The sequence below is a fragment of the Geobacter sp. SVR genome, assembly GCF_016865365.1.
In the GTDB taxonomy this organism is placed as follows: domain Bacteria; phylum Desulfobacterota; class Desulfuromonadia; order Geobacterales; family Pseudopelobacteraceae; genus Pelotalea.
On the sequence record NZ_AP024469.1, the window covers coordinates 2,276,620 to 2,289,711 of the forward strand.

Sequence of the window (13,092 nt, forward strand, 5' to 3'; positions counted from 1 at the left end):
TTCGGGCGGCTGAGGCTGTGCCGTCTGCAAGGATTCAGATTTGACACCGCCTGTCCAAATGGGGTACAAACACGGGAAAAGACCAATGTTACAGCCTGAACGAGTTTGCCTGATGGATAGAATCCTGGTTGTCGAGGAAGACAGGTTTTTTCGGGAGAGATACGCACAGCTGCTCGAGAGCCATGGCTACGGCTTCGATTGCGCCGCGTGCGGAAGCGATGCCCTGAAAATGCTGTCATGCCACCGCTACGGTCTCGTGATCATGGAGCTGGCCATGCCGGATTACAGCGGGCTGGAATTCCTCTCCATCGTCAAGGGAAGCGACCCTTCCACTGACGTCATCATAGTTACCGGCAACGCCAATCTCGAATCGGCCATTTTTGCCCTCAAGCACGGCGCCCGTGACTACCTGATCAAGCCGGTCAACAGCGACGAGTTCCTCCATTCCGTGGCGCTCTGCATGGAGCAGCGCCGTATACTGGATGAAAACGAAGAACTCAAGAGCATGCTGCACCTGTTTCAGACCAGCCAGACCATTGCCGGATGCCTGGAGATCGAACGGGTGTACCATCTCGTGTTGGAAGCGATTGCCCGGGAAATCGGCGTCTGCCGCGGTTTCGGGCTCTTTCTGGGACGGCACGGCCTCGAATTGATCGAGTCGAAAGGCATTTCGGAAACGGTTGCCGAGCATTTCCGGGATATTATTGTTCCCACTATCTCCAAGTGCCCTGCCGAGAATCATGTCCTGACCCGGTTGCGCTTCGATGAACCGCCCGAACTGCGACTGGCTGAAACCGGCATCGAGGAGGCCTACCTGATTTTCCTGTGCAGCAAGGAGGTGCTGCACGGGATCATAGTCGTGTTCAACGATCCCGCTACCCCTTTGCCAGGCGTGGCGGGGAAGAAAAAGAACATCCTGTTTCTGCAGGAACAATCCCTGCGCGCCTTCGAAAACGCCAGCAGCTATTCACTGGCCAAGGACATGCTGTTTATCGACGATCTCAGCGGACTGTTCAACCAGCGCTATTTCGAAGTGGCCCTGGACCGCGAGCTGAAGAGGATCGAGCGATACAAGTCGCAGCTTGCCGTGCTCTTTCTGGATGTCGATTGCTTCAAGCTGGTCAACGATACCCACGGTCATCCGGTCGGAAGCCGCATTCTGAAGGAGATGGGGGCCCTTTTGAAGAGATCGGTCCGCGACGTGGATGTGGTCATCCGCTATGGGGGAGATGAATTCACCATCATCCTGGTGGAGACCTCCCCGGAAGCCGCCGGTATCGTGGCCGAACGCATCCGCAGCCTGATCGCCTCCCATGAGTTCACGGTGGATGGGGAGCGACGGATTCGGCTGACCTGCAGCATCGGCTACTCCTGTTGCCCCGACGATACCACCAGCAAGCAGGACCTGCTGAGGATGGCCGACGATGCCATGTATGTCGGCAAGAAGATCGGCAAAAACTGCGTTACCCGCTATACCGGAACCCCCTGACATACTGATCCCACCGTTGCGAGGAGCATATGGCCATAACGGCAATCAAAGGTTTTAACGACATTCTGCCGGAAAATACCGGCAGATGGCAGTATATCGAGCAGGCAGCACGCCGGGTTTTCGAGTTGAACGGCTTTTCGGAGATCCGCGTTCCGATCATGGAAAAGACCGAGCTGTTCTGCCGTTCGATCGGTGATGCGACCGACATCGTCGAGAAGGAGATGTACACCTTTACCGACAAAGGGGACAACAGCGTCACCCTTCGCCCGGAAGGCACGGCCGGGGTGATGCGGGCACTGATCGAGCACAAGCTCTACGCCCAGGACCCGGTGACGAAGCTGTATTACCTGGGGCCGATGTTCCGCTACGAGCGCCCGCAGAAGGGGCGCTATCGCCAGTTCCACCAGATCGGGGCCGAAGTGACCGGTGTCAACGACCCGCTGGTGGATGCCCAGGTTCTGAACATGCTGTGCGCATTTTTCAGTGAAATCGGATTGCACGAGCCCACGCTGCAGATCAACTCGCTCGGGTGCCCCGAGTGCCGTCCCGCCTATCGCGCCGCGCTGCTGGCCTTCCTCGAGGGGCGTCTGGACCAGCTCTGCGCCGATTGCCGGAGACGTTTCGTCACCAATCCGCTCCGTACCCTGGACTGCAAGGTGCCGGGCTGCGCCGAGGCGACCCAGGGGGCGCCCGCGATGCTCGATCATCTGTGCGGCAATTGCGGCGATCACTTCGGAAGCGTGCGGCATTACCTCGATTCCACCGGCACCCGTTACAGCATCAACCCCCGTATGGTGCGGGGGCTCGACTACTATACCCGCACCACCTTCGAGCTCGTGACCTCCCAGCTCGGTTCGCAATCGGCCGTGGCTGCCGGCGGGCGTTATGACGGCCTGATCTCGCAATTGGGCGGGCCGGCTATCCCCGGTATCGGCTTTGCGATCGGTATCGAGCGCGTGGCGCTGCTTTTGGGGGAGAGGGATTTTTCGCGCCGCCCCGACCTGTTTATCGCCACCATGGGGAGTGGAGAGCGGTTCGCTGCATTCGGGTTGATGACAGGCCTGCAGAAGCTGGGAGTCCGGGTGGAGATGGATTACGAAGGCAAGAGCCTCAAGAGCCAGATGCGGCGGGCGGACAAGCTCGGGGCGCGTTACAGTGTCGTGCTGGGTGAGAATGAGATTGCTTCCGGCAAGGCCTCCTTCAAGCTGATGGAGACCGGGGAACAATTTGAGGCTGCCCTGACGGCCGAGGCGGTCAGGCAGATCATACGTTAGCCCGCCTTGGGCCTGCTGGTTCGTAAAAAACGGGCTGCTTCCGACGGAGGCAGCCCGTTTTTCTGTTTTGGTTTCAACTACGGAGAAAAGAGAAAGCCAAGTACGTTCCCTACGCGATTCCCTTCAACTCTTCGATCAATCCTGCCAGGAAATCATAGCCCTTCTGCCAGAAGCCCCCTTCCGTGATGTCGATGCCGGCGATCCGGGCCGTATCGGCAGGGGAGAGCGATCCTCCGGACTCCAGCAGGCGCCGGTAACCGGGCTTGAAGGCGTCTCCTTCTTCGCGGTACTTCTGGTACAGCGCCAGAACCAGCAGCTCAGCAAAGGTGTAGGAGTAACAGTAGAAACGGCTGTGAATGAAATGGCTGATGTAGCTCCAGCCCCAGCGGTAAGCGGGGATCATTTCGACCGACTCGCCGAAAAGCTTGCCGTTTTCCTCGAGCCAGATCGCGGCCACCCGGTCATTGGAGAGCAGTCCGGCCTTGCGCTCGTTGTGCAGACGCAACTCGAAGCGGGTCAGCACGGTCTGGCGGAAGGTGGTGGCGATGATGTCCTCGATCTTGGCGCATAAGAGCGACCTGCGCACCAACTGGTCGCTCTCCCGGTCCAAAAGCCAGCGGGTCAGCAGCATTTCACCGAAGACGGAGGCTGTTTCCGCCAGCGGCAGGGGGGCGTGATAGTTTAGCATGGTCTGCTTCTGAGAGAGAACGAAATGCAGGCCATGGCCGGCTTCGTGGGCGATGGTCGCCAGGTCCCGCAGCGTACCGGTGTAGTTCAACAGCAGAAATGGGGGCGCTTCGGGAGAGATGCCCATGGCAAAGGCGCCGCCGGTTTTACCGGTGCGGGGCAGGATATCCACTCGCCGTTCATCGAAAAAATCGGAGACGATCCGGCCGAAGTCCCGATCATAACCGGCGTAGGAGGCCGCCACCATTTCTCGTGCCTCTTCAAAGGGGTACTTCCTCTCGCTCTCCGCCACCGGAGCATAGATATCGCAGTTGCGGATCTTGTCCATTCCCAGCATGCCTGCCTTCAGGCGGAAGTACTCCTGGGCCAGTCCGTAGTTGGCTTCGGTCACCGACATCAGGTGTTCCACCGCCTCGTCCGGAATTTCATTGCCGATGTTGGTCGGCTGGATCGGCGTCCGATAGCCGCGCAGCTCCATGTCCTGCCCATGATCGAGCGCCATGTTGTTGAAGACCGAGTTATAGACGATGCCGTGTTCGCCGTGCCGCTCCAGGAACAGCGTCAGGGCACGGAAGCGGACATCGGGAGAGGTGTGGTGCAGCAGGGCCAGCAGCTCTTCGCCGGTAAACTCCCGCTCCTCGCCGTCCAGTTCCATCCGATAGGTGAACGATGCCGACAGTTCATCGAACAGCTTGGTGAAGGCGTTCACGCCGGTCAGATCCTTGCGGGTCAGCAGCCGTTCCTCGTTTTCCTTCAGCATGTAGGGACGGAATTTGCGGATGCCGCGCAGAAAGTGGACGTAGTTGGCAGCCTCCGGCAGGGCGCACAGCGATTCAAAGGCATTTTCTTCCAGGTTCATCAGCTCCAGATCGAAAAACAGCAACTGCTGCGACAGGCTGCTGCTCAGCTCTGAACAGCGCTGGGAAAGGGCGCGGTTGGTATCGCTGGCCGAGTCGGCGGCAAACAGCAGATGGGCGTAACAGAAAGGTTTCGACATGCGTACCTGCAACGCCTCGTACTCCTGCACGGCAGCCAGTATCTCCCTGCTGCCGAGAGTGGCGATCCGCTCGAAGTGGCGCGAGCGGAAATCCGCAGCCAGTCCCGGGAAAGAGGCGAGCTCGGATTCCAGTTCGGGAGAGTCGGGTGCAGGGTAGAGCAGGGCGGTGTTCCATGTTGGATCAGTGATGGGCATGGTGATAGTCTCCGTGAAGTATGGTGGCAGCGGGATTTTCTCTTGATGAGGGTACTACAGGTCCCGGAGGGCGTCAAGACTGCCTCCGGAGGCTGTCCGGCCATTGGGCAGGTTCAGGCGTTTCCTGACTTTGACAGCAGATGCCGTGAAAAGGAGTCCCGGCTGTTCCGGCGCACCAGCATAGGCACAAGATATCGTTTCCCGGGCCTGTTTCTTCGGTTATCAGTAATTTTTTGTTGCATCTCGGGGCGTCGATTCATACAGTAACGATCACTTCTATCGAAAAAACCACTGAAGGTGATTGTTGTGACATTGAAACAGCTCGAAGTATTTCTTGCCGTTGCCGAGACCCGCAGTTTCTCTAAGGGGGCGGAACGGTCCTGCATTACGCAATCCACTGCCAGCCAGCATATCCTTGCCCTTGAGGACGAATTGCAGATCAGGCTTTTCGACCGCGGCCGGGGAGGGGTCCATCTGACCGAAGCGGGCAAGCTGTTTTTCGAGCGGGCCGACAGAATCCTGGCTGAGTGCGAAAACTCCCGGCTGGCGATCAGTCGGTTTCGCGGCATGGAGGATGTGGTGCTGAAAGTCGGAGCCAGCAACATTCCCGCAACCTGTCTGATACCGGGTATGCTGAGCCGCTTCCAGGAGGCCTGCCCCCGGGTTCGCCTGGAGGTGATGCAGGGGGACAGCCGCTGGGTTGCGCGTCAACTTGTCGAGGAGACCATCGAGCTCGGTTTTACTGGTGCGCGATCCGATGACGAGCGACTTCAGTTCGAACCGATAGGGGAGGATTCCGTCATATGTGCCGTTTCGCCTTGTATGGCGGAGTCTGCCGGCTATGGCCTGAGCCAGTCGGAACTGTGTCAGGTACCGTTGGTTGTACGGGAACAGGGATCCGGAACACAGCAGGCGGTATATGAAGCGCTGGCCGATGCCGGCATCCGGCGCGAAGCGTTGCGGACAGTTGCCGTGCTCGGCAGCAACGAGGCTGTCAGGCGGGCTGCTCTGAACGGTACCGGCTACGCTTTTGTATCCAGCATCTCGGTTGCCGAAGATATTGCCAGAGGAGTGCTGGTTACGGTCACCATCCCAGGGCTTTCCATTACCAGAAAATTCTACGCAGCGCGCCGCGCCGGCAGGGAACTGTCGCCTGCCGCTGCAGCACTCTGGCAGTTGATGCTGGCATAGATAAAGGTTAGCGGAAATATCGATAGAAATGTTTTTTTGATTCGATACTACCAATTTGACTGCAGTTGACATTGCTGTAGACTTACCGGGTCGGTATCTCATGAGGAGGAGATCTAATGACGGATATCACTCGGGAGGATTTTATCAAGACAATGGGAGTCGGGCTCGGAGCTGCCGTCCTCGGTGGGATGACGGCCATTCCCGGTCAGGCGGCCCAGGGGGAAGCGAAAAAGTACATCGTGACCGTTACCAGCGGCGGCAATAATCCCAATCGGGCCATTCTGGCGCTCTTGATGGCCTGGACGGCTCTTGACAAGGGTTATGGTTCTGTCCATGTCTGGATGACCCTGGAAGGGGCCGAACTGGCTGTAAAGGGCAAGGCTGAAAGGATTGAATCCCCGATCTTCAAAAAATTCGGCAGCGCCGCAGAACTGATGCAGAAACTTAAAGGCAAGGGGGCAACCTTCGGTGTCTGTCCCCCCTGTGCCGAATACGCGGGGGCTGTTGGCGCAGAAAAATTCGATTTCATCGAAAAACAGGGAGCCGACTGGCTGATGAAGAATGCTGCCGAGGCTGTGGTTGCCTGGATGTAATTACCGTACCGTTTATCACTGGCGCCGTTATCAACCGGGGCATGGGATGAAATTCCCATGCCCCGGTTGGTTTCCGGCTGTGCTTTTCGTATTGCATCAATAGTCGAAGACAATGGCATTGACCTGTGCAGCAATGCGGATCATGCTGCAGTTCTGTCGCGCAATTGCCGATAGGTATGAAAGGAGGTCACGGCCATGGAACTATCCCGCATTGTACAGCAGTATGCTCCTGCCTTGAACCAGTCCGAACGTGGCCTGGTTTCCGCTTTGGACGACGCCCCCTCGTCGGTTGCGGCAGAGCGTTACGAGCAGCAGATAAAGGCGCTGGCCGATGCCCGCACCATCATCAAACAGATGCCGGACAAGAAAAGCGCCGACCGCCAGAACAAGGCCGAAAAGATCCGGATGCTCAAGGAACGTCTGAAGATGCTGAAACAGATGATTCCGTTCATGAGTCCTGCGGCTGCCAAGTCGCTGAAGGCTGAACTGCAACAAATCGCCGCCCAGTTGTCGTCGCTGGCAGCGGATGGCAGCGGCGGCACCGGCGGCACCGGCGAGCTTGTCACGGGAGTTTCGGGAGATTCCGGTACCATGACGGCGGTCGCGCAAACCGGCGCATCCGAGGCGGCAGATGCCGGAGAGGGTGCAGCTGTCGAAGACGCCCCCGCGGGTGAAGATGCCGCTGTGGACGATGACGGACAGCAGCCGGAAGAGACTGCCGGTGAGACCGGCAACGGCGAACCGGCCAGAACAGCGGGCGGAAGCCGTCAGATGCAGGAGGAGATGGAAGAGTTGAAGCGGCTGTACCGCTCGGTACGGAACATGGTGCAACGCAAGTTGCAGCAGGCCGGTGATAAGGGCGGGCCGCTGCCAAACGGCCCACCCCCGCTTCAGGCCTACGCACCCCTGCCGGAAGCCGGCAGCACCGTCCGGATCAGGGCATAGCATCTGCTCACTGGCGGATGGGGCACCGCTGACGGCCCTCTTCGGCCGCTTCGTGGCGCGGGAAAGCCCGAATTTCTTCCCTTGGCAAAGCCGTAACCGCGGTGATAGAGTGGGCAGAAAATGACGGCGAGGAAACCATGAACGAATTGATCTTCATGCTGCTGTTTTTCGGAACCCCCGGCATCATTGGTTTCGTAATGGCAAAAAGGCGGGGCAAGAATCCGTTTTTGTGGGGTGTGCTGTGCGGGGTACTGCCTTTTTTTCTGATGGTGCTCAAGATGCAGTTCAAACTGCTGGATAAGCCCAAAGGCCCCCAGTCTCCATGAGCGGCAACCTCCCGCCGCTTCCGGCAGTTATTTGATGCAGACCCTCCGCACTTCCTTCAAGTCGGTCAGGCCCTGCAGGCTTTTGAGAATGCCATCCTGTTTCAGGGTCGTCATTCCGTCCGCAACAGCCTGACGTCTGATCAATTCAATTTCCGCCTTGCGTTTGACGAGCGTCTTCATCGCCTCGGTCCCTTCCAGCAGTTCGTGCAGGCCAAGGCGCCCCTTGTAGCCCGATTCCCCGCATTTGGAACATCCGACCGCCCGATGCAGCCTGATCCCGCCCGGATCGATACCGGTGTTCCTGAATTCTTCGACGCCATATTCCGTGATCAGCTCTTCCAGCTCGGCCTTCTCCGGTATGTACTCACGTTTGCAGGCAGTGCAGAGCCGGCGGGCCAGCCGCTGGGCCAGGATACAGAGGATCGCGTCTGAAAAGCTGAAAGGGTCCAGGTCCATGTCCAGCAGCCGGGTGACGGTTTCGGGAGCCGAGTTGGTGTGCAGCGTTGAAAAGACCAGATGACCGGTGAGTGAGGCTTCTACGCCGATCTCGGCCGTCTCCCGGTCACGCATCTCGCCTACCATGATTACATCGGGATCTGCCCGCAGAAAGGAGCGCAGGGCCGCGGCAAAGGTGAAGCCGATCCGGGGATGTACCTGTACCTGACGCAATCCGCGCTGGGTGATCTCCACCGGATCCTCAGCAGTCCAGATCTTTGTCTCCGGGGTATTGATGACCGATATGGCCGAATGAAGCGTGGTGGTTTTGCCGGAACCGGTTGGACCGACCACCAGAATCAGGCCGTAGGGCTGATTGATGCAAGCTTCAAGAACGCGGGCATTGCGCCCGGTCAGCCCCAGTTTGTCGAACGGGAGCGCCTCGCCCGATGCCAGCACCCGCATGACCACATCCTCCAGCTGACCGGCGGTGGGTACCGTGGCTACCCGCAGTTCAACATCGAGCGGTCCGAACTTCTTGAAATCGATTTTGCCGTCCTGGGGTTTGCGGCGTTCGGATATGTCCAGCCCGCACATGATCTTGATGCGCGAGGGCAGGGCATACTTGTACTTGTAAGGGATGTACTGATAGACCTTGCAGCGTCCATCGATGCGCATCCTCACACGCACGTCCTCCCTGCCGGGAAACGGTTCGATGTGGATATCCGAGACACGGTTGTGGACCGCGTCCATAATGATCTTGTTGACCAGTTGAACGATGACGCTGTCCTGTTCCGATACCTTCTGTGATTCCGATTCCATTTCCGGTTCATCGCCGGCATCCAGTTTGTTGAGCAGATCGTTGATGCTGCTGCCAGTCCCCGCTGCCCCCTGGTATCGGTAAAACAGGTTGATATAGCTCTGTATATCGTCCCGGAATGCGCCGATATAACTGATCCGCTTATATTCAGGGTATACGAACTTGATCGTATCCTGGCGGCCGAGGTCGGTAGGGTCTTCCATGATGACGTGCAGGATGCCGTTTTCGATCCGGTAGGGCATCCACAGCTCTTTGACCAGCCGCTCAGGTTTGACCCGTTTGAGCAGATTGTCCTCCAGCGGAGGCGATGCAGGGTCGTAAACGACGAATTCGGTGCCGAAATAAAAGGAGAGGTTTTTGGCCATATCCTCCCGGGAAACGCCGAATTCGCGCATCAGCACGGAATCCGTCCCGGTCTTGGCGGTTTCTGGGTTGGCCGCCGCTTTCTCCAAGGTCCTGTCATCCACCAGGTTTTTGTCCAGCAGGTAATTGTAGCGGGCTTTCTGGCGGGCAACTTTGGTGGTCACCGAGAGGCGGTAGATGTTGTGGACGGCAATGGAAAGCGAGGTGGCCAGTTCCGTTGCATAGCTGATATCGGTGTCGTTGAAGAAGGAGCCGTCATTCTTGTTGATGATCTGGATAACCCCGATCAGCATCTGCTGGAACTTCATCGGTACACACAGCACCTGTCTGGTGGTGAACCCGCTTTTTTTGTCCCAGCTGTCGTCGAATTTCAGATTGCTGCCGATCATCCTGAGTTCGTGAAGATCGTAGGCGTTTTTGACGTTTACCACCGTGCCGGTGGTGGCGCAGTAGCCGGAAAGGCTGGTGTCGCTGATCGGCACCACGATCTGCCGCACCTCCGGTCCGGTCTTGACCTTCGAGATCAGCAGGTTGCGCTGGTTGTCGGAAAGATAGATCGTGATCCGCTCGGCACGGAAAAGAGGGGCGATGCTGTCCTTGATGGTGATCAGAATGGTATTGAGGTTGTCAGCGGAATGGATTTCGTTGATCTTGTCCATCAGCCGTTTACGATATTCGAGCTGCTGTCTGAGAATATCCGTTTCCTGAGCCATGGCACGTCCCCGTTACCCGAAGTAATCAGAAAAGTTTCGACAGATTAGCAGATTTGGACCAATTAACAAGTGCAAATGAGTGTGCCGGGCCGGGATTCCGCGTGAAACGGACGCAATTAGTGCCCGGAATCGATGATTTTTTCAGCCCTCGGGCTGCGACGGTGTTTACATCTGCCCGGAGCAGATGGTAATCTGAAGCCCTAGCCCTACGGCGAATACCACCGCTTCGCTGAAGCGCTGCACAGAGAGATGATTCCGGAAAACCTCTTCGGACGGATAGCATACAGGGCGAAAAAACAAACTGAAATGAAAGGTATAAAAAATGCGGAAAGAGTCATTGAAATTTCTGGAAAAACTGCTTGATGCTCCCAGCCCTTCCGGTTACGAACAGCCGGCTCAGCGGGTCTTCCGTGAGTATGTCACTCCTTTCTGCGATGAAGTCACCACCGATGTCATGGGCAATGTCTTTGCGCGTGTTGCGGGCAAGGGCAAAAACCTGCCGCGGGTAATGGTGGTGGGGCATACCGACGAGATCGGGCTGCAGGTCAAGTACATCGATGACAAGGGTTTTCTGTTTTTTGCCGCCGTGGGAGGGGTGGATGCCCATCTTACCCCCGGCAAACGGGTTGCCATTCACACAGCTACCGGCCCCCTGGCAGGGGTGATCGGCAAAAAACCGATTCACCTGATGGATGCCAAGGACCGGGAAACGGTGGTCAAGTTGGAATCCCAGTACATCGACATCGGTGCCACGGATAAAAAGGAAGCCCAAAAACTGGTCAGGGTCGGAGATGCTGTCACGTTCGAAAGTTCCTTTACCCGTTTGCACGGCGACCGGGTGGCTTCGCGCGGTTTTGACGACAAAGCGGGGTGTTTCATCGTGGCCGAGGTGCTGCGCCTGGTGAAGGGGAGCGGGAAAAAGCTGAACGTCGATCTGTACGGCGTTTCCTCCGTGCAGGAGGAGATTGGTCTGCGCGGCGGCACCACCAGCAGTTACAGCGTCAACCCCGATGTGGGCATTTGCGTGGAGGTGGATTTTGCCACGGATCAGCCGGATGTCGAAAAGAAGCACAACGGAGAGGTGGCGCTCGGCAAGGGACCGATTCTTCCCCGGGGCGCAAACATCAATCCCCGGTTGTTCGACCTGCTGAATACCACTGCCGAACGCGAGAAAATAGCTGTGCAGCATACCGCCATTCCGCGTGCCACCGGAACCGATGCCAACGTGATGCAGATCACCAGGGGAGGGGTCGCTACGGCGCTGGTCAAGATTCCTCTTCGCTATATGCATACTCCGGTGGAAACCATTTCACTGGCCGACCTGGAAAATGCCGCCCGTTTGATCGCGGCAGCTCTGGAGCAGATCTTGTCGCGCGAAGAATTCATTCCGCAGTAGTCCGGAAAAGGAGCATGCCGGACCAGGCAGCAGTGAAAAGCCGGTGGCCTGCCGCGGCCGGAAAGGTGCTGGCAAAATTCCTTTTGTAAGTCCATTTTAACTTGACTGGTCGGCGTCGCTGTACTAACTTCTGAAAAATTATCCAGTTGCAAGGAGTTTGTAAAATGCCCTACGAGAAGCTGCAGGAAGGTCTGACCTTTGACGATGTTCTCCTTGTACCGGCCCACTCGATGATTCTTCCGCGCGACGCCAACCTGGCTACCCGCCTCACCCGCAACATCCTGCTGAATATCCCGCTGTTAAGTGCCGCCATGGACACCGTCACCGAGGCACGCACCGCCATCTGCATGGCACGTGAGGGGGGTATCGGCATCATTCACAAGAACCTGTCGATCCAGGAACAGGCTTTCGAGGTGGACAAGGTCAAAAAGAGCGAGTCCGGGATGATCGTCGACCCGATCACCATGAGGCCCAACCAGAAGATCAGCGAAGCGCTGGACATCATGCAGCGCTACCGTATCTCCGGCGTACCGGTCACCAAGCCCAACGGCAAGCTGGTCGGCATTCTGACCAACCGCGACTTGCGTTTCGAGACCGACTACGAACTGCCCATCTCGGCCCGCATGACCAAACGCAACCTGGTGACCGTTGCGGTCGGCACCACCTTGGAACAGGCCCGTGAACACCTCAAGCACACCCGGGTCGAAAAACTTTTGGTGGTGGACGATGAACGCAACCTGAAAGGGTTGATCACCATCAAGGACATCGAAAAGGTCAAAAAGTATCCCAACTCCTGCAAAGACAGTCTCGGGCGCCTGCGGGTCGGCGCTGCCGTGGGGCCCACGGCCGAGATGGAAGCTCGCATGGATGCCCTGATCAAGGCCGGGGTCGACGTGATCGTTATCGATACTGCACACGGCCATTCCCAAGGAGTGATCGATGCCGTGGCGCGTGCCAAGAGCACTTTCCCGAACTGTGAGATCATCGCCGGCAACATCGCCACGGCCGAGGCGGCCGAGGCCCTGATCAAGGCCAAGGTCGACGGCATCAAGGTCGGCATCGGTCCCGGATCGATCTGCACTACCCGTGTTGTTGCCGGGGTCGGGGTGCCGCAGATAACCGCCATTCACGAATGTTCCCGTATGGCCCACAAGCATGGCATACCGGTGATCGCCGACGGCGGCGTCAAGTACTCGGGAGATCTGCCCAAGGCCATCACGGCCGGAGCCGACAGTATCATGATCGGCTCACTGTTTGCCGGAACCGAGGAATCTCCCGGGGACACCGTGCTCTACCAGGGGCGTACCTACAAGACCTATCGCGGCATGGGCTCCATCGGGGCCATGAAGGACGGCAGCAAGGACCGCTATTTCCAGTCCGAGGTCGGCGATGATGTCAAGCTGGTGCCGGAAGGGATCGAGGGGATGGTTCCGCTGCGCGGACCGCTGTCGGCCAACATCCACCAGTTGCTGGGGGGGCTGCGTTCCGGCATGGGCTACACCGGCTGCGCCACGATTCAGGAGTTGCAGGAAAAGGGGCGCTTCATTCGCATTACCGGCGCCGGCCTGAAAGAGTCCCATGTGCATGATGTGACGATCACCAAGGAAGCGCCGAACTATCGCGTAGGGAATTAGAAAGATAGATTTAAACCACTGAAAATCGAGAGCA

Annotated in this window: 10 protein-coding genes; 8 read left to right on the forward strand and 2 right to left on the reverse strand. The window is 57.9% G+C overall.

The window, feature by feature from the left end; translation table 11 throughout:
* The first annotated feature begins 112 nt into the window (after positions 1–112).
* On the forward strand, positions 113–1,489 hold the full coding sequence (locus GSVR_RS10545; RefSeq protein ID WP_173199445.1) for a diguanylate cyclase: 1,377 nt from the start codon (positions 113–115) through the stop codon (positions 1,487–1,489).
* A gap of 29 nt (positions 1,490–1,518) precedes the next feature.
* A complete protein-coding gene (gene hisS / locus GSVR_RS10550) occupies positions 1,519–2,763 on the forward strand; it encodes a histidine--tRNA ligase (protein WP_173199443.1) in 1,245 nt (414 codons plus the stop codon).
* A 109-nt stretch (positions 2,764–2,872) separates the two neighbouring features.
* Here the strand turns inward: hisS and GSVR_RS10555 are convergent, their stop codons facing one another.
* Positions 2,873–4,642 (reverse strand): M3 family oligoendopeptidase, encoded by a 1,770-nt coding sequence (locus tag GSVR_RS10555; protein ID WP_173199441.1) that lies wholly within the window; start codon positions 4,640–4,642, stop codon positions 2,873–2,875.
* A gap of 306 nt (positions 4,643–4,948) precedes the next feature.
* Between GSVR_RS10555 and GSVR_RS10560 the strand changes: the two genes are divergently transcribed.
* The 4 genes from GSVR_RS10560 (at position 4,949) to GSVR_RS10575 (ending at position 7,697) form a co-directional block, all read left to right on the forward strand.
* Complete coding sequence (locus GSVR_RS10560; protein ID WP_173199439.1) at positions 4,949–5,833, forward strand: selenium metabolism-associated LysR family transcriptional regulator; 885 nt, start codon at positions 4,949–4,951, stop codon at positions 5,831–5,833.
* A gap of 116 nt (positions 5,834–5,949) precedes the next feature.
* Positions 5,950–6,426 (forward strand): DsrE family protein, encoded by a 477-nt coding sequence (locus GSVR_RS10565; protein WP_173199437.1) that lies wholly within the window; start codon positions 5,950–5,952, stop codon positions 6,424–6,426.
* A 195-nt stretch (positions 6,427–6,621) separates the two neighbouring features.
* Complete coding sequence (locus tag GSVR_RS10570; RefSeq protein ID WP_173199435.1) at positions 6,622–7,371, forward strand: hypothetical protein; 750 nt, start codon at positions 6,622–6,624, stop codon at positions 7,369–7,371.
* Positions 7,372–7,508: 137 nt separating this feature from the next.
* Positions 7,509–7,697, forward strand: a complete 189-nt coding sequence (locus tag GSVR_RS10575; protein ID WP_173199433.1) for a hypothetical protein — start codon at positions 7,509–7,511, stop codon at positions 7,695–7,697.
* 27 nt (positions 7,698–7,724) lie between these two features.
* On the opposite strand, the gene GSVR_RS10580 is transcribed toward GSVR_RS10575, so the two are convergent.
* Positions 7,725–10,028, reverse strand: a complete 2,304-nt coding sequence (locus GSVR_RS10580) for a GspE/PulE family protein (RefSeq protein WP_173199431.1) — start codon at positions 10,026–10,028, stop codon at positions 7,725–7,727.
* A 322-nt stretch (positions 10,029–10,350) separates the two neighbouring features.
* Between GSVR_RS10580 and GSVR_RS10585 the strand changes: the two genes are divergently transcribed.
* Together GSVR_RS10585 and guaB are read left to right on the forward strand one after the other, a co-directional pair.
* A complete protein-coding gene (locus GSVR_RS10585) occupies positions 10,351–11,424 on the forward strand; it encodes a M42 family metallopeptidase (protein WP_173199430.1) in 1,074 nt (357 codons plus the stop codon).
* A 164-nt stretch (positions 11,425–11,588) separates the two neighbouring features.
* Positions 11,589–13,058 carry an IMP dehydrogenase gene (guaB, locus tag GSVR_RS10590; RefSeq protein WP_173199428.1) on the forward strand — a complete coding sequence of 490 codons (1,470 nt, stop codon included), beginning with the start codon at positions 11,589–11,591 and terminating at the stop codon, positions 13,056–13,058.
* Positions 13,059–13,092: the final 34 nt, after the last annotated feature.

Coding starts and splice junctions, on each gene's coding strand:
- GSVR_RS10555 (WP_173199441.1), bottom strand. CDS start 4,642: ATGCCCATCACTGATCCAACATGGAACACCGCCCTGCTCTACCCTGCA.
- GSVR_RS10575 (WP_173199433.1), top strand. CDS start 7,509: ATGAACGAATTGATCTTCATGCTGCTGTTTTTCGGAACCCCCGGCATC.
- GSVR_RS10545 (WP_173199445.1), top strand. CDS start 113: ATGGATAGAATCCTGGTTGTCGAGGAAGACAGGTTTTTTCGGGAGAGA.
- GSVR_RS10565 (WP_173199437.1), top strand. CDS start 5,950: ATGACGGATATCACTCGGGAGGATTTTATCAAGACAATGGGAGTCGGG.
- hisS (WP_173199443.1), top strand. CDS start 1,519: ATGGCCATAACGGCAATCAAAGGTTTTAACGACATTCTGCCGGAAAAT.
- GSVR_RS10570 (WP_173199435.1), top strand. CDS start 6,622: ATGGAACTATCCCGCATTGTACAGCAGTATGCTCCTGCCTTGAACCAG.
- GSVR_RS10580 (WP_173199431.1), bottom strand. CDS start 10,028: ATGGCTCAGGAAACGGATATTCTCAGACAGCAGCTCGAATATCGTAAA.
- GSVR_RS10585 (WP_173199430.1), top strand. CDS start 10,351: ATGCGGAAAGAGTCATTGAAATTTCTGGAAAAACTGCTTGATGCTCCC.
- guaB (WP_173199428.1), top strand. CDS start 11,589: ATGCCCTACGAGAAGCTGCAGGAAGGTCTGACCTTTGACGATGTTCTC.